The following is a 24,868-nucleotide window of genomic DNA, read 5'->3' as shown; positions in this document are numbered from 1 at the left end:
CGCCCGCTGGGCATCAGTCAGTGACAACGGCGGAATCTTCGGACCCGGACGACTCATACCGAACCAACGACAAACCTCCGACTCAGGTCACTAGGTCAGCTGGCGCCGCACCAACTCGTGGAGCTTTCCGCCCGGCCTGGCCATCAGCTCGGCCGGGGTGCCCTGTTCGACGACCCGGCCCTCCTCCATGACGAGCACGCGGTCGGCGTCCATGACGGTCGACAGCCGGTGGGCGATCACCAGTCGGCTGGCGTTGAGGCGGCGGGTGCTGTCGATGACGATGCGCTGGGTCTCGTTGTCGAGGGCGCTGGTGGCCTCGTCGAAGAACAGGACGCGCGGGCGGCGGATGAGCGCCTGGGCGATCATCAGGCGCTGCCGCTGGCCGCCGGAGATGGCGCCGCTGCCGGAGATCATCGTGTGGAGCCCCATGGGCATCTGGCGGATGTCCTCGGCCAGGCCCGCGAGTTCGGCGGCAGCCATGGCCTCCTCGGGGGTGAACGGCTCGGCGCCGCGGATGCAGTCGAGGACGGTGCCGCCCAGCGGCTGCGCGTTCTGCAGCACCACCCCGCACTGGCGGCGCACCGCGGCCTGGTCGAGGGCGGCGAGGTCCTGGCCGTCGTAGAGCACACTGCCGGACACCGGCCGCTCGAAGCCGATGAGGAGCCGCAGCAGCGTGGACTTGCCGCAGCCGCTGGGGCCGACGACGGCCACGAACTCGCCCGGCCGGATCTCCAGGGACACGTCGTCGAGGACCAGCGGGCCGTCGGCGCCGTACCGGAAGGTGAGGTTCCTGGCCTGGAGGGCGCCGGAGAGGGGGCCGGGCTGGGCGCTGCCGCCGCGCACCTCGGGCGGCTCGTCCAGGATCGGCTTGACCTCCTCGAACATGGGCAGCACCGCGACCACGGACACCAGGGAGTTGGTGAGCTGGGTGACGGAGGTCAGCAGCATGGTGACGGAGGTGTTGAACGTCAGGAAGCCGCCCGCCGACATGCTGCCCCGGGCCGGACCGGCCAGCAGCAGGAACACGATGAGCGAGCACAGCGGGAGGTAGACCGCGTCGAGGACCTGGGTGAGGTTCTTGATGCGCCCGGTGCGCTGGTGCAGGTCGCGGGAGCGGGCGAAGCCGCGGGCCCAGGCCGCGTAGGCGTAGTTCTCGGCCGCGGCGACCCGCAGCTTTGGCAGTCCGCGCAGGGTCTGGAACGCCTGGTTGTTGAGCTTGTTCTCGGTCTCCACCAGCCGCCGCTGCCAGCGCACCTGCCACAGGCCCATGGCGAGGAAGATGCCGCAGATGACCAGCAGCATGGCCAGCACGGCGAGCGCGAGCCGCACGCTGAAGAACAGCAGCAGGGCGAAGTTCATCGCGCCGACGGTCCCGGCCTGGAGGACCACCGGGGCGGTGCCGGACAGCACCCGGCGCATGGTGCTGATGCCCATGGCGGCGCTGGCCAGTTCGCCGGTGGAGCGCTCGGCGAAGAACGTGGTGGGCAGCCGCAGCAACCGGTCCCAGACGGCGGGCTGGAGCGTGCTCTCCAGCCGCCCCTCCAGCCGCAGCAGGGTGAGGTTCTGGAGCAGCAGGAAGGACGCGGCGACGACACTGGAGACGATCAGCGCCAGGGCGATCTGGACGATGGGGTCCTTCTCGGCGCGGGGCACGAAGGTACCGAGCACCTGGCCGGTGGCGACCGGCACCAGCGCGCCGAGCGCCACCGTCACCAGCCCGGCGGCGCACAGACCGCGCAGGTCCGGGGCGGAGCCCCGGGCGGTGAAGCGCAGCAGCCGCCACATCGTCATCGGCCGCTCGGGCAGCGGGCGGTAGAACATCACGGCGCGTGGCTCGAACTCCTCCGCGGTGCCGCGGCCGATGCGTATCCGCAGTCCCGAGGCCGGGTTGACGGCCTCGTACCGGCCGCGCCGCCACAGCAGCGCCACCGGTGCCCCGGACAGGGCGCGATAGCCCACCAGGGGGCCCGCGTCCTCGCGCCACCAGCGGCCCTCCAGCCGGACGGCCCGGGTGCGGACGCGCGCGTGGGCCGCGATGCGCTCCACCGGGTCCGTACGGTCGTCGGCGACGGGGCCCTTCTGGGGTTCGGCGAGGGTGATCCCGGCGGCGTCCGCCACGGCCCGGCAGACGGCGTACACGGCGTCGTCGGTGCTGTCGTCGGTGGCCCCGGCCGAGTGCCGGGGGCCTCCGATGGACGCGATCAGCGCCTCGTCGGCGCGTGAGCGGACGGCCTCACCGGCCCGGATCCCGGCGGCCGTGCGGTCCGCGTGGGCCCGCTCCAGGGTGTCGATCCAGCGGTCCACGGCGGTGCCGAGCCGGTACTGCTGGTTGACCATCCGCTGCCACAGCGCGCCGTCGATCAGCAGGTCGCCCGCGGCCTGGGCGCTGTACTCGGCGCCGTAGCGCACGCTGCCGGGCGGCACCGGGAGCCACAGCAGGTCCTCGTCGGCCGCCTCCTCGCCGGGCGGCGCTCCCCCGTCCAGCGGGGCCTGGAACAGCACGCCGAGGCTGCGGCTGATGCCGAGCGCCACGGCGTGTTCCAGCGGTGTCGGTGCCACGTTGTCGTACGCGGTGTCGTAGGCGGTGTCGTACGTGGTGTCCTCGGGGGCGCCGTACGCGTCGTACCGCTCCGGCCGGTACAGCTCGCGCAGCGGGATGCGGCGCACCGCGCAGTCCTGCGAGGGCCGCCCCACCAGGGTGTGGCGCGGGCCCTCGACGGGCCCGGGGAGCGCGGCGCCCGTCTCCAGGCGGCCGAGGAAGTGCCACTGCCCCTCCTCGGCGGCGTCGACCGCGAAGAGGTCCAGGGCGCCTTCGACGACGAGCCAGAGCACCTGCGGGCCCTCCAGCGGGAGGCTGCGCAGCCCGGCGCCGTCGACGGGGGTGCCGAGGGCGCCCAGCGCCCGCACCACCGCGTCACCGCCGTCGGCGTCCATGGCCTCGGCCGCCGGCGGGTGTACGGACGCCATGTCAGTGCTCCTTCATCAGCTCGGCGTACGGGCCCCCGGCGACCGCGAGGTCCTCGTGCCGTCCGCGCTCCACGACCGTGCCGCGGTCCAGGACGAGGATCTCGTCGCTGTCCCGGACGGTGCTGAGCCGGTGGGCGATCACCACGCACGCGCAGCCGCGGCGGCGCAAGCTGTCCATGACGGTCTGCTCGGTCTGCGCGTCCAGGGCGCTGGTCACCTCGTCCAGGACCAGCACACTGGGGCGGCGGACCAGGGCCCGGGCGATCTCCAGCCGCTGCCGCTGTCCGCCCGAGAAGTTGCGGCCGTCCTGCTCGACCCGGCCGTGGATGCCGCCGGGGCGGCGGGCGATGACGTCGTCGTAGAGGGCCGCGTCCCGCAGGGCGGCCACCACCGCGTCGTCCGGGATCGACGGATCCCACAGCGCCACGTTGTCCCGCACCGTCCCCTCGAACAGGAACACGTCCTGGTCGACGAAGGACACGGAGGCGGCGAGCCGGCCGCGGGGGATGTCCTCCAGCCGCTGCCCGTCGATGCGGATGGCCCCCTCCCAGGGGCTGTAGAGGCCGGAGACCAGCCGGGACACGGTGGACTTGCCGCTGCCGGAGCCGCCGACCAGCGCCACCTGGCGGCCGGGGCCGACGGACAGCGAGAAGCCGCGCAGCAGCGGCTCGTCCAGCGGGTTGTAGCCGAAGGTGATGTTCTCCAGCGTCACATGGCCGGTGAGGCGGCGGGCGCCGTCGGCGTCCGGCTGCCCCTCGTCGCGGGTGTGGAGGGTGTCCGCGGGGAAGCGCTCCACGTCCTTGAGCCGGGCCACGTCGGCGGAGAAGTCCTGGATGCGCCCCGCCACGCCGTTCAGCCGGGTGATGGGCGCGGTGAAGCGGGTGACCAGCGCCTGGAAGGCCACCAGCAGCCCGATCGAGAGATGGCCCTCGACGGCCCGCAGCCCGCCGATCCACAGGATGAGGGCGCTGTTGAGGGTGGCGAGGGTGGGCGCCACGACGGCCAGGGCCGCGCTCGGTACGCCGAGGCGCTGCTGTTCCTCCAGGGTGATGGCGTGCTGACCGGCCCAGCGGCGGAAGTAGCCGCTCTCGCCACCGGTGGCCTTCATCGTCTCGATGAGCTGGAGCCCGGTGTACGCGGTGGTGGTCAGCCGCGCGGTGTCGGCGCGCAGCTTCTGGGTCCTGGTGGCGCGCAGCCGTATCACGACGCGCATCGCGACCACGTTGAGCAGCGCGAGCCCGACGCCCACCATGGTGAGCTGGGGGTCGTAGGTCCACAGCAGCACGGCGTACAGGACCACCACGATCCCGTCGACCGCCGCCGCGGCCAGGTCGCGGGCGAGGGTTTCGGCGACGGTGTCGTTGGACCGCAGGCGCTGCACCAGGTCGGCGGGGCTGCGCTGGGCGAAGAACGTGACGGGCAGCCGCAGCAGATGGCGCAGGAACCGTGCGCTGCCGAGGGTGGAGGAGATGATGCGTCCGCGCAGCAGGTTCGCCTGCTGGACGCCGGTCAGCACCGCGGTCAGCACCACCGCCACGGCCATGGACGCGAACAGCGGTGGCAGCATCGAGGTCTGGCCGCCGACGATGAAGGTGTCGATGAAGGTGCGGCTGAGCGCGGGCACCGTGGCGCCCACGACCACCAGCAGCAGGCTGGCCAGCAGCGAGGCCAGCAGGGTGCCGCCGGTGCCGCGCAGCCGCGCGGGCAGGGCGTCCAGGACGCCGGGGCGGCGTCCGCCGCGGCGGAAGTCGTCCTCGGGTTCGAAGACCAGGCAGACCCCGGTGAAGCTCGACCCGAACTCCTCGGTGGTGACGAAGCGGCGCCCCTTGTCGGGGTCGTTGATGTGGACGCCGCGCTTGCCGAACCGCCGTCCCATGCCGTCGTAGACGACGTAGTGGTTGAACTCCCAGAACAGGATCGCCGGGGCCCGGACCTCCGCCAGCGCCTCCGGTTCCATCTGCATGCCCTTGGCGCGCAGCCCGTAGCTGCGGGCGGCCTTCAGCAGGTTGCTGGCCCGGGACCCGTCGCGGGAGACGCCGCAGGCGATCCGCAGCTCCTCCAGCGGTACGTGGCGGCCGTAGTGGGCGAGCACCATGGCGAGCGACGCGGCGCCGCACTCCAGCGCCTCCATCTGGAGCACGGTGGGGGTGCGTACGGTCCGCCGTCCCGGCTTCTTCGGGCCGCTCCCCCGGCGCGGGGCGCGCCGCCGTCCACGGGCCGGTTCGGGGCGGCGGCGCCCGCTGGTCCCGGCGGGCGCGGGGCGGGGCGGCCCGCCGCCGTCGTGCGGGGAGTTCGTCGTGGTCACGGGAGCAGCCAATCGACGGGGTGACGGGCGGCCAGGTGGATGGTGCCGTCGGTCAGGGTCATGGAGCCGAGGGCGAACGGCGGGCCCTTCGGCGAGGACCAGCGGTAGCCGGAGCGGGTGGCCGAGGACCGGTCGAGGCGTACCGCCACCGCGACCGGCGGGCCGTCCTTGGAGAACTCCTCGCCGAGCTGTGCGCTGCCGAGGAAGGCGCCGATCTGCTGGCGCGACTGGGCGGTCCGGCCGACCGCCCGCACCTTGCCGCGCAGCACGCCGTACGTCCGGGAGGGCGCCGACTGCACGCTGAGGTCGACGTCCGCGCCCGCGGGCACCGAGGCCGCCCGCTCCGCCGGGACGTAGAGGGTCGCGGTCAGCGGGTCGCGGGAGTGGCGGACGCGCTCCACGGAGGCGACGTCCGCGCCGGTGTTCAGGACCGAACCGATCGATGCGGAGAGGGTGGTGAGGCGGCCCGCGGCGAGGGCTCGCACGACCGTGCTGCCGCCGTCGGGCTTACGGACCTTCACCAGCGGGGCGCCCGCGCGCACCGTGCCGCCCTCCTCGGCGAGCACGGCGGTGACCTGTCCCCTGACCGGGCTCTGCAGCACATAGCTGCCCTGGCCGTGGGTGAGGATGCCGGAGGCGTTCAGGGTGTCCGCCACGCTGCCGGTCACGGCCCAGACGGCGGACGCGGCCATGACGACGAGGGTGACCGTCAGCGCGAGCCAGCCCTGGGGGCGGGCGTAGCGGACCGGCAGGTCGATGTCGTCTGCCGACTGGAGCTTGGAAAGGGCCTGCTGGCGGAACTGCACGGGAGTCTTTCCTCAACCGGCCGGGGCGCGGGGGAACGGGTCGGGGGTGCGGTCCGGGAGCGGCGGGTGCCGGGGACCGCGCATGCCCCGGACCAGTCAGGCCCGGGGCATGGGGTGACGCGGTGGTCTCAGAGACCCGCGACCGTGCCGACGATGCCGGAGGTGTTCAGGCCGGTCACGCCGTCGACGGTGCCGGTGACGGTGCCCACGGCGCCGGTGACCGGGCCGGTGACCGGACCGGTCACGGAGTGCACGGTGCCCAGGGCGTCGCCCACAACGCCGAGGCCGCCGGCCACGTTGTCCAGCTCAGCGTCGGAGATCTCCTGGGTCGCGACCTTGGGTGCGTTGTTCATTACTGCGTCTCCCTTGGATACGTATCTCTAAACGAGCTTCTACGGCCGGTGGTCGCCGCCACGCGTGCGGCTCCGCCACCGGCCACCGCGGCACGTTCCCACCCCGCTGGATGCCGGGCTCCGGGAACGTCTCGGCGCGGAAGGATGTAACCACGCGTGCTGGCCGTCTTCGAATCGTGGCGCATCCGGAACTACGCATTCCGCCAACTTTCCGATCACATGGCGTGCACTCGTGCCCACGTGATGGGCACCGGCCCCGCACACGAACGTCACAACTCGCGCCGCGTCGCCGCACCACCCCGAGCGGAAACCGCGCATACCCGGGCGGAGCCGCCGCGCCCCGGGGCCGCTCGGCGCCGACAGCATGCCGTACACACGACTTCTGTGGAATGGATGTGCCGATCACTTGAAGAACTGCCGACCTCCGGTCGCATATCGCGGCCGGAGGCGGCTCGCTGGCGGATCACGTGTGGCGGGCGGTCCCGTGGGTACCCGTCGGCAAACCCCTGTGCCCACGCGCACGCCGAACCGTGGAGTCGCCGACCGAGGAGTCGCTGTGAGGATTGGCGTATCGACCTTCGTGACCGACCAGGGCATCGCGCCCGTGGCCCTGGGGCGCGCCCTCGAGGAGCGGGGGTTCGACTCGCTCTTCATCGCCGAGCACAGCCACATCCCGGTGGAGCGCCGCTCGCCCTATCCGGGTGGTGGCGAACTGCCGGAGATCTACTACCGGACCCTCGATCCGTTCGTCACGCTGAGCGCCATCGCCTCGGTCACCACGCGGCTGCTGCTGGGGACCGGTGTCGCCCTGGTGGCGCAGCGGGATCCCATCATCACGGCGCAGGAAGTGGCCTCCCTCGACGTGGTCTCCGGCGGGCGGGCCGTGTTCGGCGTGGGTGTCGGATGGAACCGCGAGGAGATGGAGAACCACGGGACCGACCCGTCCACCCGCGGCCGTCTGGTGGACGAGCGGCTGGCGGCGATCCGGGAGCTGTGGACGAAGGAGAAGGCGGAGTACCACGGCGAGTTCGTGGACTTCGACCCCGTCTACCAGTGGCCCAAGCCCGTACAGCGTCCGCATCCGCCGGTCTACGTGGGCGGCGGCGAGCGCGCGTTCCCCCGGGTCGCCGCCCATGGCGACGCGTGGCTGGCCAACAGCGTGCCGCCCGAGAAGCTGGCCCCGCAGATCGAGCGGCTGCGGAAGGCGGCGGGCCGGGACGTGCCGGTGACGGTGTACGCGGTGCCGGACACCACCGAGGCGCTGGAGGGGTACCAACGGCTCGGGGTGGACCGGGTGCTGCTCTACCTGCCGACGAAACCGGAGGGGGAAACGCTCGCCCACCTCGACACCATGGCCGCTCTCGCCGAACGGTTCCGCTGAGCCCCGGGCGGGTCAGGGGCCGCGGGTGCGGCCGCCTGCGCGGGCCAGGGCCCGGCCGATGGCACCGATGCCACGTGCCGCCCCGGAGCGTACGGCCCGGGCGCCGCGGCCGGGCCCGTACAGATAGGCGGCGAGGGCGGTGATGACCGCCACGACGAGGAGGGTGCGGGTGCTCTCGCGCAGGAAGCGTACGAGCGTGTCGAAGATGGCGGCCGCCGCGTCGCGGGGCAGCGCCGCGGGCGGTACGGAGTCCAGGTAGACGCCGCGCAGCACGGCCAGCCCGACCAGCAGCGCGATCATCATCACCGCCGTGCCGATCCCGGCCGCCATCAGCGTGGCCCGGTGCGCGGGTGAGGCCCATACGGCCAACGCGGCGAGGACGACCGTCACGACGGGCAGCCAGAGGCCGACGACGTCGAACAGACGCATCGCGGCCTGCGCCTTGTCGAGCTTGTCCGTCCGCAACAGGACGATCTGGCGGTCGATGTGGGGGATCTTGGCGGCGTTGCCGTAGCCCGCCCGGACGAGGCGCTGCTTCACGTTGTCGACGGCGGTGCCGATGTCCAGGACGATCGTGTCGCCCCGGGGCTGGACGGCGCTGCTGCCCTCGCCGGTGAGCACCTTGACGACGGCGGCGTGGGCGCGGCGGTTGGCGGCGTCCCACACCGCCGGGAACTGCTCGCTGGTGATCACTGTGTGCACGGTGCGGTGGACGGCGTCGCCGAGGACGGTTTCCAGCGGTCCGGTGAGGACCCGGACGCCGTTCACGACGACGGGCGGGGCCCCTGAGGTGTCCAGGTTCCGGGAGAGCCGGGCCGTGATGGCGGGGACGTCCACCTGATGGACCACGCGATGGGTGAGGCGGTTGGTCACAGCGGTCTGGACGGAGGGCTCCCTGGCGATCGGGGCGACGGTCTCCACGTACCCCTGGGTGTCGGTGACGTCCTCGTGCAGCCAGGTGGCGACGACGGCGAGCGGGGCGAGCAGGAGCGCCAGGACGAGCAGGACGCAGGCGCCCGCGTGGCGCAGGCGCCGGTGGCGTACGGCCTCCGCCGCGCGCAGCCGGGCGTACTCCTGGCGCTCGTGCGCGCTCAGCGGCGGTGGCTCGGCGGCGCCGGAGGCGTCGGACGGATCCATGAGATCCTCCCTCGCACGAGTTGCCGGGCCGGGACACAGCGCCCGGTGGCACCCCGTACGCCCGCACGGCCCTCTCGTTCGCCCGAACCGGTGATTCCATCGTTACCCGCGTCCGCCACTGATCGCCACGCGGGGGCCTCGCCGGGGTCCTATGCGGAGGGCGCCCGCGTGGCGTTCCGCGAGGTCGCCGCCCGCCCCGGCGCGGACCGTACGACCGCGACGGCGAGCGGTGCCAGCTCGATGGCCCCGTCCGTCTTCGTCCCGGAGACCAGGTCGATCCCGTCCGCGCGGAAGGGGACGCGGACACGGTGTCCCGGGTGCTCGCCGACGAGCCCGATATCTCGGAGGAGACCCGCGACCGCGTCACACAGGCGGCCCGGGGCGACGGGATATGTGCTCCGGAAAGAGCGCCGGCGGCAACTCGGCGCCATTCTCGACCTGCTGGTCGAAGAGGCCGCCACCCCGTGGGCGGCGGAACTGGTCGACGGGGCGCAGCGCGCGGCGTTCGGGCTCGGATACACCCTGGCGCTCACCCCGGTGGACCATCCGCGCTTGCGGATCGGCGAGTGGATCGACGCCCGCCGCGCGCGGCCCTCGGACGGCGTCCTCCTGGCCCTGGCCCGGCCCGGCGACGACCGGGCCGCCGCGCTGGCGGAGTTACCGGTGCCGCTCGTCCTCCTCGACCCGGTCGGCGTGCGGGGGCCGCCGTTCCGGCGGTGGGGGCGACGAACTGGTCGGGCGGCGCCGCGGCCACCCGACATCTCCTCGGCCTGGGGCACCGGCGGGTGGACTTCCTCGGCGGGCCCACCGGCCCCGTGCACCAGGGAGCGGTACGAGGGCTATCTGGCGGCACACCGCGAGTTCTTCCTCGCCCCCGACCCCGCCCTGACCCGGTACGGCGAGGTCGGCGTCGCCGCCGGGGCGGCGGCCACCACGGCCCTGCTCGCCCTGGCCGCCCCGCCGACCGCCGTCTTCGCCGGTTCCGATGTGCTGGCGGCCGGGGCCTACCGGGCGGCGCGGGCGCGGGGTCTGCGGGTGCCGGAGGACCTGTCGGTGGGTCGGGTTCGACGACACGGCGATCGGCGCGATGCCGACACCGCCCCTGTCCACGGTCCGTCAGCCGCTCGCGGAGATGGCCACCGAGGCGGTGCGGCTCGTCGACCAGGAGCGGGCACGGCCCGGCACGTCGACCTGGCAGAGCGCCGGCTGGAGGAGGCAACGATGACGGCAGGACCCGCGGTGCGCATGACGACGGTGGCGCAGGCCGCGAACGTCTCACAGAGCGTGGTGTCCAAGGTTCTCAACGAACGGCCAAGGGTGTCGGCCGAATCCGGAAGTCCACGGGACCGGCCCGCCGGGGCTGACACGCTTCCCCCGGTCCGCTACCGCGCCGGGGTGCCGCCGGGTCCGGAGCCGGACTTCACGACCGACGGCACCTTGGCCGCGGGGTCGGGCGTGTAGGGGTAGTACGCCTTGGGGTCGAAGGCCGTGCCACCGCTCTCGTTGCGGCCGCTGGTGCCCACGAAGGTGTTGCCCCGCTGGACGATCGAGGCGGTGGTGTCCTTGATGACGGGGTTCTTCATCCCCTCGAAGTAGCTGTTCTCCAGCACCATCTTGGTGTTGCCGCGCGAGTAGTTGCCGTAGGAGGAGGCGATGTCCGTGCCCGGGAGGTCCTGCAAGTAGTTGTTGTACAGGTGCGCGTGCGCGATGTTGTCGGCGGACGGGTTGCGCTGCTCCGTGTCCCGGAACCAGTTGTGGTGGATGGTGATGTCGGCCGTGGTGTTCTCCGTCCAGCCGATGCCGAACGCCTTGTTGTGCGTCTCCAGCCGGTTCCAGGAAACCGTGAGATACGTGGTGTCCTTGCGGCTGTCGATCAGGCCGTCGGCCATGTGCTTCAGATCGTTGTGATCGATCCACACATGGTGGGCGCCGTCCATCTGGATGCCGTCGTAGTCGTGCTCCTTGTCGTTCCACGTGCCCATGTAGGAGTCGCGGATCGTCAGATTGCGGATGATGACGTTGTGCACGCCCTGTCCGAGGAAGAAGCCGCCGCCGACGATCTCGCCCGAGGCCCCCTGGCCCACGATCGTCTTGTCCGAGGCGACCTTGATCTCCTTGCCCTTGGGGTCCATGGTGATCGCCCCGGCCACCACGATGACGTACGGCTCGGCGGCCGTCGCGTACTTCTCGAGGTCGGCCAGTGTCCGCACCGTCACGGTCTTGCCGTCGCGGCCTCCGTACGTACCGTTCTGGCCGAGCGCGTTGACCGACGCGAAGCCGTCGGCGACGCCATCGGCCCAGGCCGAGGCCGCCACTTCGCTCCGTTCCGCGCCCGCCTCGGCGCCGTGCCCCTGCGGGGCGAGGCCGACCGTCAGGGCCAGGGCGAGGGGCACCCCCCAGACCGCCACGCCCGGTCCGCGCCCGCCGTTGTCTCGTATACGCCGCCTCTGGGCCGCCATGACCACACCCACTCCTCAGCTCGGTGGAACCGTCCATGCGACTGTCGCCGCCGAGCGGGCAATGGTTGCCGGTGGACCGTGGGGTGTTCACCCCACGGTGCGGCGGGGAACCCCCATCGCGGTCAGCGGCGACCGGTGCAGCGGCATCGTGCGCCAGCGCGCGGTGAAGGTCCGGTCGGCCCGCGAACAGGTCACCTCGAAGTGGTGCGGGGTCTCCAGGAAGGCGATGTCGGCCACGAACGTGTCCGGATCCGTCCAGCCGCCGCTCGCCGCCGTCGGCACCCGCCCGTCCGCCCCCTCCTCGACCGTCCACCCCGGGGCGCCGAGCCGCACATCGAGCCGGGACGCGCCCTCGGCCAGGGAGACGGTCCACACACCGTCGTCATCGGCGGCGACCGTCACCTCCGTCAGCCTGGACTGGTCCGCGCAGGTACCGCCGGCCGGGGTGAAGGTGGTGGACCCGCTCCCGGTGCCCGCCGGTGACGTGAACTTCTCGTACGGAGCGGGCAGTTCGAGGCTTTCGAGCCGCCGCCGCAGGGCCGCGTCGTCGTCCTGGCGGTGGTCGAGGGGCGCGGGGCCGAACGCCGGGAGCAGATGCCGCCAGACCCTGTCCAGCACCGCCTGCATGTTCTCGGTGTCCGTGGTCATCGCGACCACCGCGTCGTGTTCGGGCAGCACCAGGCAGAACTGGCCGTAGGCGCCGTCGCCCCGGTAGCCGTGGCGGGACCGCCAGAACTGGAACCCGTATCCCTGCTGCCAGTCGGACACCGCCCCTTCCGCGGTGCCGTCCGCGTTGCTGATCTGCGCCCGGGTCGCCTCGGCCACCCAGGCGGCGGGCAGCAGCCGGCGGCCCTCCCAGACCCCGTCGCCCAGGTACAGCAGGCCCAGCCGGGCGAGGGCGTCCGTGGTGGCGTACATGCCGCTGAAGCCGAGGTCACGGCCGGACGGACGCTGGATCCAGGCCGTCTCGCCGATGCCCAGCGGGTCGAACAGCCGTGGCCGCAGATAGTCGGTGAGCGACTGCCCGGTCACCCGCTGGACGATCGCGGCGAGGCTGTAGGTGGCGGCGTTGTTGTAGGCGAAGACGGTACCGGGGTCGCGGTCGGGCGGGGTCAGCAGGAACCCGCGCACGGGCTCGGCCGGGTCGCGGGTGAACGCCTGCTCCCGGGCGTCGGTCAGATGCCCGCTGGACATGGCCGCGACGTGCCGGACGAGCATGGACCGGCTGCGGGGGTCGGTGATGTCGCCGTCGAACTCCGGGAAGTAGGAGATCACCGGGTCGTCGAGGCTCATCAGCCCCTCGGCCACCGCGAATCCGGCCGCCGTGGAGGTGAAGCTCTTGCTGATGGAGTACAGCAGATGCGGCCGGTCCGGGGTGTACGGCGCCCACCAGCCGGAGGCGACCACATGGCCGTGGCGCACGATCATCAGGCTGTGCGGCTCGAGGCCGGGCGCCGCCTCCAGCGCGTCGAGGAACGCGCCGACGCCCCGGGCGTCCACTCCCTTCGCGGCGGGCGTGCTCTCGGGCAGGGGGCGAGCACTCCGAGCACTCATCGCGCCTCATCCTCCGTATGCGGTGGGTCGTGCACGGCCGGTCGGCCTTCGATCATCGGCGAAAGGAGCGGCGCCGCGCCAGGGGATTTCCGGGCAGCGGGTGCTCAGACCGGCGGGGCCGCGGGCGCCGCGTCGGCCGGTCCCGTCCTGAGGTGGGCGGCGCCCGAGCGCACCGCCCACGCGAACACGCCGAACGCGAGGGCGCCCACCGCGATCGTGTCGTACGGCGCCGGAAGGCGGCCGGAGCCGCCGAAGGTGCCCAACCACGACAGCAGGGTCAGCGCGGCCAGGTGGAAGACCAGCCAGGCACCGTGCCGCAGCTCGCCGAGGGCGGGGAGCCCGCCGGTGCCACGCCGCTGGAGCAGGAACAGCGGCACCGCGGCCAGGACGAGGGGCAGGGCGAGCCGCAGGTCGTGCCAGCCGGACCAGAACACGAACTCGCTGGCCACGACGAAGCTGAGGGGCGCGATCCAGCGCACCCCCGGCACCTGCCCGTCCGCCCGGGGCACTCCCCGCTCCCGGTCGTGTGCCCGGAACACCGCGACGGCCACCGCCGAGGCGGCATAGATGAGCAGATACATGTCGCCCATCACGCTCACGATGTCCTGCCAGCCACCGAACGGCAGCATGAAGATGACGATGACCGCGAGGTTGAGCAGCAGCGCCCGGCGTGCCGTGCCCGAGCGGGGGTCGATACGCATGAAGAAGCGGGGCAGCAGGCCGTTCTTGGCCAGGGCGTAGGTGTGCCGGGCGTTGATCGCCACCCCGACGTAGGCGGAACCGCCCGGGGAGATCACGGCGTCCGCGTACAGCAGCGTGGCCAGCCAGTGCAGATTGAGGATGAGGGCGAGCTGGCCGAACGGCGACTCGAAGTTGACCCCCTGCCAGCCGTTGGCCAGCGCCGAGTCCGGCACCGTGTACAGGAAGGCCAGCTGGAGCCCGAGGTAGACCAGCACGGCGAGGCCGATACCGGTGAGCACCGCGGCCGGTACGGTACGCCGCGGATTGCGGGCCTCGCCGGAGAAGTCCAGCGGGGCCTGGAACCCGTTGACGGAGTACACGATGCCGCCGCCGGCGAGGGCGGTGAGGCAGGCCACGTAGCCGTACGGGGCGAAGCCGCCGTGTTCGGTGAGGCGCCCGGAGTGGGTGCCCGACAGGAACAGCGCGGCGACGGTGAGGAGGGGGACGACGACCTTGAACACCGACACCAGGTTGTTGAGCCGGGCGAATATCCGCACGGCGAACCAGTTGAGCGCGGTGAGGACGACGCTCAGCCCGACGGCCACGCCGAGGCCCGGCAGGGTGAGCCTGCCGCCGTCGTAGAGCCCCGGCAGATAGTGCGCGGCGTACTGCATGATCGCGCTGATCTCCGCGGCCGTACCGCCGACGGACAGCACGACGGACCAGCCGACCATCGTGCCGACCAGCCGCCCGCTGGCGTACAGCGGCCACCGCACGGTGCCTCCGCCTTCCGGGCGGGTGGCGCCCAGCTCCACCATGACCAGGGCGATCAGGGCGCACAGCACCCCCGCCGCGACCCAGGACAGCAGCGCGGCGGGCCCGGCGGTCTGGGCGGCGTACAGGGCCGCGAACAGCCAGCCGGACCCGAGGATGTTGGAGAACCCGATCGCGGTCAGGCCCCAGAAGCCGAGGTCCTTGTGGAGTCTGCGTTCCTCGGCGAGCACCGCCGGGGCGGCGATGGACTCCACCGACTGGTTCTGCGGCACGTGGCACGTCTCCTCGGGTGGTGCGGAATTCAACAGGAGCCAAGGGTGCCACGGCTGCCGCCGGACCTGGCGGCCGGATGCCGTGTGACGTGCGGATACGGCCGCGAGCGGCCGTGCCTCACCGAGCCGCGCCGCGCCGGGCCCTGAGCGGGACGTAGACGATGAGCGCCGCGAGGAAGGCGGCGTAGTAGGCGAGGTCGGCGCCGTGCAGCGCGGCGGCCACCGGGCCCGTGTACAGGCTGGTGTCCATGAACGGCACCGCGGCGGCGAAGGCGGCGCCGAACGCCAGCAGCGCGGGCCACCACGGCTGCGGGCGGGCGCTCTCGGCGGCCAGGTCGACCGGCGCACCGCCCCGGGCCCGGGCGCGGGCGAACCAGTCGACGGCCACGACGGCGACGAAGCCGGGGATCCAGTAGCCGACGAACAGCAGCACGTTCTGGAAGCGCGCGGTGGTGTCGGCGGCGTGCATCCACAGCACCAGCGGGAAGCCGAGGGCGGCGGCGAGGGCCGCGGCCGGCGGGCGGGGGATGCGGACACCGGCGGTCTGCAGGGCCAGGGAGCCGCTGTAGTCGTTCATGGCGTTGCTGCACAGCGCGGCGAGCGCCACGGCCAGCAGCCCGAACGCGCCGAGCGCCCCGCCGCCCAGGGCCGCGTCGACGCCGCGGGCGGTCTGGTCGGTGAACACGGACGCTCCCCACAGCCCGAGCGCCTGGACGGCCACGAAGGACACGGTGACGCCGAGCAGCGTGCACCAGAACATGCGCGGCCGGGAGGTGGCGCGGGGCAGATAGCGGCTGAAGTCGCTGGCGTACGGCGCCCACGACAGCGCCAGGCTCAGGGCGATCGTGCTGGTCAGGACGAACGCGCCGACGCGGTCGGCGCCGTGGGCCGACCCGGTGGCGGCGGGGTGGACACCGTCGAGCAGCCGGACGGCCAGGGTGGCGAAGGCGGCGGCGAGGACGAAGGTCATCAGCTTCTGCATGCGGTGGATGGCCTCGTAGCCCAGCACCCCGAGCGCGCCCTGGGCGGCCATCATGATCAGCACCCCCAGCCAGAACGGCAGCCCGCACAGCCGGGCCAGCGCGTCACCGCCGAACAGGCCGATGAGCGCGTCCCAGGCGACCGAGGACAGCCACTGCAGGACGCCGGGCACCGCCACGCCCCGGCCGAACGCCAACCGCGCCAGGGGCAGCTGCCCGGCCCCGGTCTGGCTACCCCAGGTGCCCAGATACGCGGTGGGTACGGCGCCGATGAGGGTGCCCAGGACGACGGCGGCCAGCGCGGTGGCGAAGTCCAGGCCGAGGGAGATGCCGACGGTGCCGGTGAACACGCCGGTCATGGTCAGGTTCGGGGCGAACCACACGGTGAACAGGCGCCCCGGCCCGCCGTAGCGGTGGCTTTCCGGGACCGGCGCGATCCCGCGCGCCTCGACGCGCAGGTCCCCGGGCGCGGTGGGCATCCGCCCGTCGAAGACGGATTCCGCGCCGGTGAGCGCCGGGTCGGTGGCAGCATGCGGCCGTGGCATCGATGACATCCCTCCGCCAGTATTAACTGGTTCAGGTTCGACGGGTGTGATCTCAGCCCCCGCGTGGGGGCACCCCGTGTCCGGTGGAGCGCCCTTAAGGCTAGCCCCTCGCCCCGTGGTCCCGGCCCCGGGGGCGATCCGCGGGCCGGGCCGTGGCCGGGAGCGTGTCCAGGAACAGCGCCCCGGCCAGCAGCGCGGCGCTTCCCCGGGGCGCCACGCCCGTCTCGCGCAGCTCGGCGTCGAAGGCGGCGAGGGCGGCGGCGCCCGGGGCCGTCGCGGTGCCGCCCGCCTCCAGCACACCGCGCGCCCCGTCCTGCACCCGCCGGAGGGCGGGCGGCCCCGCCTGGTACAGCGGGCCGGTGTCCTGGAGGGTGCTCATCACGGTGAGCAGCGCGTCGAGGCGGGCCTGGGTCTCGGTGGCGCCCGCGGCCCGCGCCGTGGACAGGGCGTCCAGGGCGCGGCGTACGTGCGGGAAGGCGGCCCGCGCCTCGCCGCGCGCGCCCGCCGCCCCGTAGGTGGCCGAGACCTGCGACCCCGCCGAGGGCCTGCGCGGGGCGCCACGGTCGGCGTGGGTCGCCAGCTGCCGGGCGGTGGCGGTCAGCTCCCGCGGCGCGGCGCCGGGCCGCAGGGCGGCGGCCGCGACCAGCAGCCCCAGCACCCACAGCGCCCCGTGGTGCGGACGGCCGGTGGCCGGGCCGCCGCCGGCCCGCGCCATGGTCCACTCGGCGCAGCGGCCGATGGCGCCCAGCTCCTCACGGAGCGCCCGGGTCGGCTCGCCGGGGCGGCGGGCGGCGGCGGCCATGGCCGCGAACCCGGGGGCCAGCGCCTTGGCCGACCAGCGCAGCGCGAGCAGATCGGTGCCGGTGGCGCGGGCCTGGAGGTCGCGGGTGTCCGCGAGGCCCGGTTTGGGGGTCAGCTCCGCCTGGGAGATCAGGGCTCGTACGGCGGTCCGCGCCAGTGCCTCGTCCAGGGAACGCGTCGTGGGCATGCCCGGAGGGTAGGGGGCGAACCTTTCCCGGGCCTGGGCCGTTCCTGTGGTTCCGCTGTGTGCGGGCCCGTCAGTGCGACTCCCTGGCCACGAAGGATCCGCGGGTGCCCGCGAGGAAGTCCAGTCCGGCGCCGCGGTCGGCCTGTTCGACGTGGTCGCGGTAGATCCGCTCCCATCCGCCGGTGGCCGGTGGCGCGGCGGCGGTCACGGGCTGCCGTGCGGCGAGTTCCTCGTCCGGTATGTCCAGCCGCAAGAGCCGCCGCTCGACGTCCAGTTCGATCCAGTCGCCGGTCCGCACCAGGCCCAGCGGGCCGCCCGCCGCCGATTCGGGCGCGATGTGCAGGACGACGGTGCCGAAGGCGGTTCCGCTCATGCGGGCGTCGCTGATCCGCACCATGTCCCGCACCCCGGCGCGCAGCACCGCGGGCGGCAGTGGCATGTTGCCCACCTCGGGCATGCCGGGGTAGCCGCGCGGTCCGCAGCCGCGCAGGACCAGCACATCGGACGCGTCGACCTCCAGGTCCGGGTCGTCGATGCGGGTACGGAAGTCCTCGATCCCGTCGAACACCACGGCGCGGCCCCGGTGGCGCAGCAGCTCCGGGGTCGCGGCGGCCGGCTTGATGACGGCTCCGTCGGGGCAGAGGTTGCCGCGGAGCACGGCGAGCCCGGCGTGGTGGGCGATCGGCTCCTCAGCGGTGCGGATGACGGTGAGGTCGGCGCTGGGCAGGCCGGACAGCTGCTCGGTCAGCGGGCGGCCGGTGATGGTGACGGCCGGTTCCAGGTGGTCCCTGATCTGGCCGAGGACGGCGTCCAGGCCACCGGCGCGGTGGAAGTCCTCCATCAGGTGGGATCCGGCGGGCTGCACATCGGCGAGCAAGGGGATGCCGCGGCCCGCGCGGTCGATGTCGTCCAGGCCGAAGTCCGCCCCGACCCGGCGGGCGAGGGCCAGCAGGTGGACGACCGCGTTGGTGGAGCCGCCGATGGCGGCCACGGCGCGCACCGCGTTCCGCAGCGCCTCGGCGGTCAGGACCGCACTGGGCCGCAGGTCCTCGCGCACCATGTCGACGATGCGGTTGCCCGCCGCGTGGGACAGCTCCAGCAGCCGGCTGTCGGGGGCGGGGAGTCCCGCGTTGCCGGGCAGGGTCATGCCCAGCGCCTCGGCGGCACAGGCCATGGTGGACGCCGTGCCCATGGTGTTGCAGTGGCCCCGGCTGCGGATCATCGCCGACTCGGCCCGGCGCAGCTCGGATCGCTCCATCCGGCCCGCCCGCACCTCCTCGCTCAGCTCCCACACCCCGGTGCCGCAGCCCAGCGGGCGCCCCTGCCACGAGCCGTTCAGCATGGGGCCGCCGGTGACCATCAGGGTGGGCAGGTCGACCGACGCGGCGCCCAGGAGCAGCGACGGTACGGTCTTGTCGCAGCCGCCGAGCAGGATCACCCCGTCGACGGGGTTGGCCCGGATGAGTTCCTCGGTGACCATCGCGGCCAGGTCGCGGAAGAACATCGCGGTCGGGCGCAGCAGGGTCTCCCCCAGCGACGGCACCGGAAGCTCCAGCGGCACCCCGCCGGACTCCCACACCCCCCGTTTCACATGGTCGGCGATCTCGCGGAAGTGGCTGTTGCAGGGCGTAAGTTCGGACCAGGTGTTGCAGATGACGATCTGTGGGCGTCCGTCGAAGGCGTGGTCGGGCAGGCCGCGCCGCATCCAGGCACGGTGGATGAACGCGTCGCGGGACTCGCCCTCGTACCACTGCCGCGACCGCTGCGTGCCACTCATACGAGCCTTCCGATCTGTCGACGATCCGTGCGGGGGAACGCTGCCCACTCCCTGGGGGTTTCAGGCCCTGGGTGTCTCAGGCCCTGGGTGTCTCAGGCCCTGGGTGCACGTCAGGACCGTCGGTGCGCGTCCTTGAGATAGTGCAGCACGGCGGCCACGCGCCGGTCGGTGCGGTCGGTGGGGGCCAGTTGGAGCTTGGCGAAGATGCTGCGGATGTGCTTGTGGACGGCGCCCTCGGTGACGACGAGCCGCTCGGCGATGGCGGTGTTGCCGAGCCCTTCGGCCATCAGCGCCAGGACGTCGCGTTCGCGCGGGCTGAGCCGGTCCAGCCGGGTGTCGGGCCGGGTGCGGGCGAAGAGCTGCGCGACGACCTCGGGGTCGATGGCGGTGCCGCCGTCGGCCACCCGGTACAGCGCGGTCAGGAATTCCTCGACCCGGCCGACCCGTTCCTTGAGCAGATAGCCGAGCCGGGCGCTGCCGTCGGCGAGCAGGTCGGTGGCGAAGGCCTGCTCGACGTAGGCGGACAGCACGAGGACGGCCAGGTCCGGGCGGCGGCGCCGGGCCTCCACGGCCGCGGCGATCCCCTCGTCGGTGTGGCTCGGGGGCATCCGGACATCGACGATGGCGACGTCGGGTGTGTGGGCCGCGACGGCGTCCAGGAAGCCGCCGGGGGTGCCGGTGGTGGCCACGACGTCGAGCGATTCGGCGCGCAGCAGCAGTGCGAGCCCTTCGCGCAGCAGCGGATCGTCCTCGGCGATCACAATCCGCATGGCAGGCTTACCTCCAGGGTGGTGGGCCCACCGGGTGGGCTGGTCAGGGCGAGCGTCCCGTCGTGTGCTCCGACGCGGCGGCGGATGCCGACGAGCCCGGATCCGCCGTGTTCGTCCGCTCCCCCGCGGCCGTCGTCGGTGACGCGCAGCCGCAGTCGTCCGTCGTGGCGGCGGACGGTGACGGTGACGTTCCGGGCATGGCTGTGCCGGGCCACGTTGGTCAGCGCCTCGGCCACCACGAAGTAGGCGGTGGCCTCGACGGACGCGGCACACCGGCCGGGTACGTCGGCGTCGATCCGGCAGGGCACCGGGGAGTCGGCGGCCAGGCCGGTGAGCGCGTCGGTCAGGCTGCGGTCGGCCAGCACGGGCGGCAGGATGCTCCGGACGACGCCGCGGAGTTCGGCGAGCGCCTGCTCGGCGGCACTCTGGGCCTGTTCGAGGATGGCGTCGGCGCGGGACGGGTCGCGGGCCACGGCGCGGCGGGCCGCGCCGAGCAGGACGGTGACGGCGACCATGCGGTTCTGCGTCCCGTCGTGCAGCGACCGCTCGATCCGCCGCAACTCGGTGGCGTGGGCGTCCAGCGCTGCGGCCCGGGTCGCGGTGAGCTGGGCGACGCGCAGGGCGAGGTCGGTCCCCGAGGCGGGGGTGAGCAACCTGCGCCCGGGCCACGCCTGGAGCCACGCCAGGCTCGGTGCCACGCCCACGGCGACGGCCATCCAGCCCAGGCCCAGCAGGCAGACTCCGAAGGCGCCGGGCCAGTCCTCCACGGTCCACAGCGGCAGGGGGGACGGGGTGGCCGCCTCCGGTGGCACCAGCCGCCACCACACCGGGAACGCGGCGTCGGTCGCCGCGCTGAGCGGCAGCGTCAGGCCGGTCAGCGCGAGGAAGAACCCGAGGGTGGCGTGGCAGACCAGCCAGCACAGCTCCCGCCGGGTGGCGGGATCCGCGACGGCGGCCCGCAGCCGAAGGGGCGCCTGGTCCGGGCCGATGACCTCCGGGCCCCAGCGGGACAGCCGGGCGCGCTCCCTGTCGGCGACGGCCCGCACCCCGCGCAGGGCGGTGGGCACCAGCAGCAGCCCCACTCCGACGAGGCACGCGAGCGCGGTGGCGATCAGCCACACCAGCATGACCAGGGCCAGGATCGCCGTGCCGAGCCCGCCGACGAGGTGTTCGAAGGCGTCCAGGCCGGTCCGGGCGCGGGCGAACGCGTCCCATGGCCGGGTGGGTCCGGGGGTCGCCGAAGTCGCCTCGCGCGTGTCCATCCCCACCTCCTGGACCGCGACAATAGGGCACCACGCGAGAGGCCGTCACCTCACGCCGGGGCGGGTACAGCCTGCTGTACCCCGGGTCTCCCGCTGGCCGGATCGCCGGTGGCGGCGCCGGTTCGTAGCGTCGGTGTGCACCCAGCGCACCGACGTACGAGGAGCTTGACGTGACGGATGATCCCTACCGCGGTTTCGCGGCCCCGCGGGCACCACGGCCCGAGCGGCCGGGCGACCGCGACGGAGCCGGGGCCGGGTTGGTCCGTCCCGTGCTGTGGCTGCTGCTGGTGGTCTTCGCGGTCGCCAACATGGTGACGTCGTCCGTCGGGGGCCTGAGCGTGTTCGTCGGCATCGGCTTCGGCCTGGCCACCCTGGCATGCGGCATCGCGCTCGTCGTCCACCACCGCGGGCAGCGGCGGTCATGAGGCTCTTCCGCGCCCAGGACCACCGGACCCTGACGGCCCGCCGCACCCCGGCGGTGGAGCTGGACGGTGTCAGCAAGACGTATCCCGGCGGCGTCCGCGCCCTGGACGAGGTGTCGCTGGCCGTGGAGCGCGGCACGTTCCTCGCCGTGATGGGGCCGTCCGGCTCCGGCAAGAGCACCCTGATGCACTGCGCCGCCGGCCTGGACTCGCCGACCGGCGGACGCGCCTTCATCGACGGTACGGAGATCGGCGGGCTGGACGAGGCCCGCCGCACCGAGCTGCGCCGGCGCTCCGTGGGCTTCGTCTTCCAGCCCTACAACCTGGTGCCGTCGCTCACCGTCGAGGACAACATCCTGCTGCCGCTGCGGCTGGCCGGTGAGAAACCCGACCGGGCGTGGGTGAGCGGACTGATCGAGCGGGTCGGGATGGCGGGACGGCTCGCCCACCGCCCGGCCGAGCTGTCCGGCGGGCAGCAGCAACGCGCCGCGATAGCCCGGGCGCTGGTGTCCCGGCCCGCGGTGGTGTTCGCCGACGAGCCGACGGGCGCGCTGGATCTGCGGACCGCCCGTGAGGTGCTGGGCCTGCTGCGCGACCTGGTGGACGGCCTCGGCCAGACGGTGGTGATGGTCACCCACGACCCGGCCGCCGCCGCGCGGGCGGACCTCGCGATGGTCATGGCCGACGGGCGGGTGGTGGAGACGCTGAAGGCGTCCACCGCCGCCGAGTTGGCGCACTGCGTGACCACGCTGGAAACGGAATGACGATGCTGTACCTCGCGTGGCACATGGTGCGCCGCAGGATCGCCGCGCTGCTGGCCGTCACGTGCGCGACGCTGGGCGGCGCGGCGATGGTCACCGGTATCGGTGTGCTGGCCGAGTCGGGGTGGCGTTCGCACGCGCCGGTCGACCGGCTGGCCGCCGCCGATGTCGTCGTGTCCGGCCGCCAGACCTTCCACCCGGAGGGCGATCTGCCGATCGCGCTGCCGGAACGGGCCAGGGTGCCGGGCGGTCTCGTCGGCCGGCTGGCGAAGCTGCCCGGCGTGGCCGGGGCGGTGGGCGACCGGAGCTTCCCCGCCGCGGTCGTCACCCGGGGCGGCGAGGCCGTACCGGCGGACGACCCGCGGGCCACCGGACACGGATGGTCCTCGACCGCCCTGCTGGGACGTCCCCGTATCACCGGTACCCCCCCGGCCGGTCCGCTCGACGTGGCCCTGGACCGCCGCACCGCCGAGACCGCGGACGTCGCGCCCGGCGACCGCGTCACGGTGACCGCCGTCGGGCACCCGGCCCGCTACCGGGTGTCGGCCGTGGTGGACGCCTCGGCGAGCGGTGTCTGGTTCGCCGACACCACGGCGGCGCGGCTGACCGGCCACGGCCCCGGCTCCGGCTCCGACTCGCGATCCGGCTCCGGCTCCGGTTCCGTCGATCTGATCGCGATACGTGCCGAACCGGGCGCCGGTGACCCGGTCGCCGCCGAGGTCCGCCGCGCCCTGCGGGGCCACGGGCTGACCGTGTCCACCGGGGCGGACCGCGGTGACGCCGAGGCGCCCGGCACGGCCGCCGCCCGCTCCCTGCTGCCCGCCCTCGCGGGGTCGCTGGCCGGGATCACCCTGCTGGTCGTCGGGTTCATCGTGGGCGGCGCGCTGTCGGTGTCGATCGCGGCCCAGCGGCGGGAACTCGCCCTGATGCGCGCCGTCGGCGCGACACCGAAGCAGATCCGCCGCCTCGCCGGGGCCCAGGCCGCCATCATCGCGGTCATCGCGGCCGTGCCCGGTGCCGCCCTCGGCTATCCGCTGGCCGAGCGGTTCCGGCGACTGCTGGTCTCCAACGGCATGCTCCCGGACGTGCTGCCGCTGACCTTCAGCCCGCTTCCGGCGATCGCGGCCGTGCTGCTGCTGGTCGCCGTCGTATGGGTGGCGGCCCGGGGCGCCGCGTGGCGTACCTCGCGCCGGCCGGCCACCGAGGCGGTCGCCGAGTCGCGCAGCGAACCCCGCACCCCCTCGAAGGCGCGCGCCCACGCCGGTCTGGCGCTGATCGCCGTCGGCACCGGTGCGTCGGTCACCCCGCTGCTGGTCCGTTCGCAGGCCGGGGCGGCGGCCACCGCCATGGCCGGCCTCCTCGCGGCGATCGGGCTCGCCCTGGCCGGTCCCGCCCTGGCCGGCGGCGTCGGCCGGCTGCTGGCGCGGAAACTTCCGGCAAGGGCCTCGGCGCCGACCTGGCTGGCCGTGGCCAACAGCCATGGATACGCGCTGCGCTCCGCGGCGGCCATCAGCACCCTCGCGATGGCCGTGGTGTTCACCCTCACCTACACCCTGACCCAGACCACCGTGAGGGCGGCCACCTCCGGTGACCTCCGCGACGCCACCCGGGCGCAACTCGGGGTGAGCGCGCCCGCGCTCGGGGGCGTGCCCACCGATGTGCTGCCCGCGCTGCGGGACACTCCCGGCGTACGGGCGGCGGCCCCGGTCACCTCGACCACCGCCGTGTGGACGTACCGGCTGCTGGGGGAACCCGAGGTCGAGAGCAGTTCCGCGCTGGTCCTGACCCCGGAGGCCTCGGGCGTCCTCGACCTGGATGTGCGCGACGGCAGCCTGGCGGGGCTCACCGGTGCCACCGTCGCCGTCTCCACCGAGGTCGCCGGGTCGCGCGACGCACACGTGGGCAGCCGGGTGGACCTGGTGCTCGGCGACGGCGCCCGGGTCACCGCCCGGGTGGTGGCCACGTACGCGCGCGGCCTCGGTTTCGGCCCCGTGGTGCTCTCAGGGGACCTGGCCGCCGGGCACACCACGGCGGGCCTGGACCAGAGCGTTCTGGTCCGCACGGACGGCACCGAGGAGGCCCGCCACCAGGTGGCCGCGCTGGTCGCGTCCCGGCCGGGTCTGACGCTGGACGACGACCGTTCCGGGCCGGGGCTCTCAGGTGTGGGCGGCACCGCGCCGGAGCTGTGGATCAACGTCGCGGTGCTCGCCGTGCTGCTCGGCTATCTGCTGCTGGGGATCGCCAACAAGCTGATCGCCACCACCTCCCAGCGGCGCACCGAACTCGCCGCGCTCCGGCTGATCGGCGCCACACCGCATCAGATCCGGGCCATGATGCGGCGCGAGGCGGCCCTGATCTCCGGCCTGGCGCTCATCACCGGGTTGGCGCTGTGCGTCTTCCCCTTGGTGCTGCTGTCCGCCGGTTTCCTGCACCGCCCGTGGCCCGCGGGCCCGGCGTGGCCGGCGCCGGCCGTCGCGGTCGTGGTGGCGGGCATCGCGTTCCTCACCATCGAGCTGCCCACCCGTCGGGCGCTGCGCGTCCCGCCCGCGCGGGCGCTCGCCCGCACCTGACGGACGCACCAGGGGGTGTCGTGTGGATCAGGCCGGATCAGCGAGCGGCGTCTGGTGCAGGGGGCACCTCCCAGCGGTAGCTGGGGGAGGCTCGCAACCCGCGT

17 protein-coding genes, 2 pseudogenes and 1 riboswitch are annotated in these 24,868 nt (G+C 73.8%); of the genes and pseudogenes, 6 read left to right on the top strand and 13 right to left on the bottom strand.

The window, feature by feature from the left end; translation table 11 throughout:
• Positions 1–90 precede the first annotated feature (90 nt).
• The 4 genes from ABZ562_RS39440 to ABZ562_RS39425 all read right to left on the bottom strand — a co-directional run bounded on the left by ABZ562_RS39440 (position 91) and on the right by ABZ562_RS39425 (position 6,431).
• Positions 91–2,967: an NHLP bacteriocin export ABC transporter permease/ATPase subunit gene (locus tag ABZ562_RS39440; RefSeq protein ID WP_361489787.1), complete on the bottom strand. Its 2,877-nt coding sequence runs from the start codon at positions 2,965–2,967 to the stop codon at positions 91–93.
• A 1-nt stretch (position 2,968) separates the two neighbouring features.
• Positions 2,969–5,107: an NHLP family bacteriocin export ABC transporter peptidase/permease/ATPase subunit gene (locus ABZ562_RS39435; RefSeq protein ID WP_361489796.1), complete on the bottom strand. Its 2,139-nt coding sequence runs from the start codon at positions 5,105–5,107 to the stop codon at positions 2,969–2,971.
• Positions 5,108–5,268: 161 nt separating this feature from the next.
• Positions 5,269–6,078 (bottom strand): HlyD family efflux transporter periplasmic adaptor subunit, encoded by an 810-nt coding sequence (locus ABZ562_RS39430; protein ID WP_361489784.1) that lies wholly within the window; start codon positions 6,076–6,078, stop codon positions 5,269–5,271.
• 128 nt (positions 6,079–6,206) lie between these two features.
• Complete coding sequence (locus ABZ562_RS39425; protein ID WP_361489782.1) at positions 6,207–6,431, bottom strand: type A2 lantipeptide; 225 nt, start codon at positions 6,429–6,431, stop codon at positions 6,207–6,209.
• A gap of 556 nt (positions 6,432–6,987) precedes the next feature.
• Here ABZ562_RS39425 and ABZ562_RS39420 point away from each other — a divergent pair.
• Complete coding sequence (locus ABZ562_RS39420; protein WP_361489779.1) at positions 6,988–7,812, top strand: LLM class F420-dependent oxidoreductase; 825 nt, start codon at positions 6,988–6,990, stop codon at positions 7,810–7,812.
• A 12-nt stretch (positions 7,813–7,824) separates the two neighbouring features.
• Here ABZ562_RS39420 and ABZ562_RS39415 read toward each other — a convergent pair whose 3' ends face one another.
• On the bottom strand, positions 7,825–8,949 hold the full coding sequence (locus ABZ562_RS39415) for a hypothetical protein (RefSeq protein ID WP_361489776.1): 1,125 nt from the start codon (positions 8,947–8,949) through the stop codon (positions 7,825–7,827).
• Between the two features lie 240 nt (positions 8,950–9,189).
• Here ABZ562_RS39415 and ABZ562_RS39410 point away from each other — a divergent pair.
• Positions 9,190–9,945, top strand: a pseudogene (locus ABZ562_RS39410) (hypothetical protein); the annotation flags it as partial.
• On the top strand, positions 9,935–10,174 hold the full coding sequence (locus ABZ562_RS39405) for a substrate-binding domain-containing protein (RefSeq protein WP_361489793.1): 240 nt from the start codon (positions 9,935–9,937) through the stop codon (positions 10,172–10,174). The pseudogene ABZ562_RS39410 and the gene ABZ562_RS39405, both read left to right, overlap by 11 nt.
• 178 nt (positions 10,175–10,352) lie before the next feature.
• Here the strand turns inward: ABZ562_RS39405 and ABZ562_RS39400 are convergent.
• From ABZ562_RS39400 to ABZ562_RS39365, 8 genes and pseudogenes are all read right to left on the bottom strand, one after another.
• Positions 10,353–11,408: pseudogene (locus ABZ562_RS39400) on the bottom strand (pectin esterase); the annotation flags it as partial.
• An 87-nt stretch (positions 11,409–11,495) separates the two neighbouring features.
• A complete protein-coding gene (locus ABZ562_RS39395; RefSeq protein WP_361489773.1) occupies positions 11,496–12,962 on the bottom strand; it encodes a serine hydrolase domain-containing protein in 1,467 nt (488 codons plus the stop codon).
• Positions 12,963–13,066: 104 nt separating this feature from the next.
• Positions 13,067–14,689, bottom strand: coding sequence for an APC family permease (locus ABZ562_RS39390; protein ID WP_361489770.1), 1,623 nt, complete (start codon positions 14,687–14,689; stop codon positions 13,067–13,069).
• A 118-nt stretch (positions 14,690–14,807) separates the two neighbouring features.
• The gene (locus ABZ562_RS39385; RefSeq protein WP_361489768.1) at positions 14,808–16,214 is read right to left on the bottom strand and encodes a cytosine permease; all 1,407 of its coding nucleotides are present in this window, start codon (positions 16,212–16,214) and stop codon (positions 14,808–14,810) included.
• Positions 16,206–16,301: riboswitch (TPP riboswitch) on the bottom strand. It overlaps the preceding gene by 9 nt.
• 13 nt (positions 16,302–16,314) lie before the next feature.
• The gene (locus tag ABZ562_RS39380; RefSeq protein ID WP_361489765.1) at positions 16,315–17,202 is read right to left on the bottom strand and encodes a triphosphoribosyl-dephospho-CoA synthase; all 888 of its coding nucleotides are present in this window, start codon (positions 17,200–17,202) and stop codon (positions 16,315–16,317) included.
• A gap of 70 nt (positions 17,203–17,272) precedes the next feature.
• Positions 17,273–18,979 carry an IlvD/Edd family dehydratase gene (locus ABZ562_RS39375; RefSeq protein WP_361489762.1) on the bottom strand — a complete coding sequence of 569 codons (1,707 nt, stop codon included), beginning with the start codon at positions 18,977–18,979 and terminating at the stop codon, positions 17,273–17,275.
• 110 nt (positions 18,980–19,089) lie between these two features.
• A complete protein-coding gene (locus tag ABZ562_RS39370; protein WP_361489759.1) occupies positions 19,090–19,749 on the bottom strand; it encodes a response regulator transcription factor in 660 nt (219 codons plus the stop codon).
• A complete protein-coding gene (locus ABZ562_RS39365; RefSeq protein ID WP_361489757.1) occupies positions 19,737–21,011 on the bottom strand; it encodes a sensor histidine kinase in 1,275 nt (424 codons plus the stop codon). The genes ABZ562_RS39370 and ABZ562_RS39365 overlap by 13 nt, the downstream gene beginning before the upstream one ends.
• A gap of 170 nt (positions 21,012–21,181) precedes the next feature.
• Here ABZ562_RS39365 and ABZ562_RS39360 point away from each other — a divergent pair, with 170 nt between their 5' ends.
• From ABZ562_RS39360 to ABZ562_RS39350, 3 genes are read left to right on the top strand one after another with little or no spacing between them, the layout of a single operon-like run.
• The gene (locus tag ABZ562_RS39360; RefSeq protein WP_361489754.1) at positions 21,182–21,436 is read left to right on the top strand and encodes a hypothetical protein; all 255 of its coding nucleotides are present in this window, start codon (positions 21,182–21,184) and stop codon (positions 21,434–21,436) included.
• Positions 21,433–22,197: an ABC transporter ATP-binding protein gene (locus ABZ562_RS39355; RefSeq protein WP_361489751.1), complete on the top strand. Its 765-nt coding sequence runs from the start codon at positions 21,433–21,435 to the stop codon at positions 22,195–22,197. The genes ABZ562_RS39360 and ABZ562_RS39355 overlap by 4 nt, the downstream gene beginning before the upstream one ends.
• Positions 22,198–22,199: 2 nt before the next feature.
• Entirely contained in the window at positions 22,200–24,764 is a 2,565-nt protein-coding gene (locus ABZ562_RS39350) for an ABC transporter permease (protein ID WP_361489790.1), read from the top strand.
• The last annotated feature ends 104 nt before the right edge of the window (positions 24,765–24,868 follow it).

The sequence above is a fragment of the Streptomyces sp. NPDC019937 genome, from assembly GCF_040631655.1.
Classification (GTDB): domain Bacteria; phylum Actinomycetota; class Actinomycetes; order Streptomycetales; family Streptomycetaceae; genus Streptomyces.
Note: the sequence above shows the minus strand (reverse complement) of the source record. Positions and strands in the feature narration are given on the sequence as shown.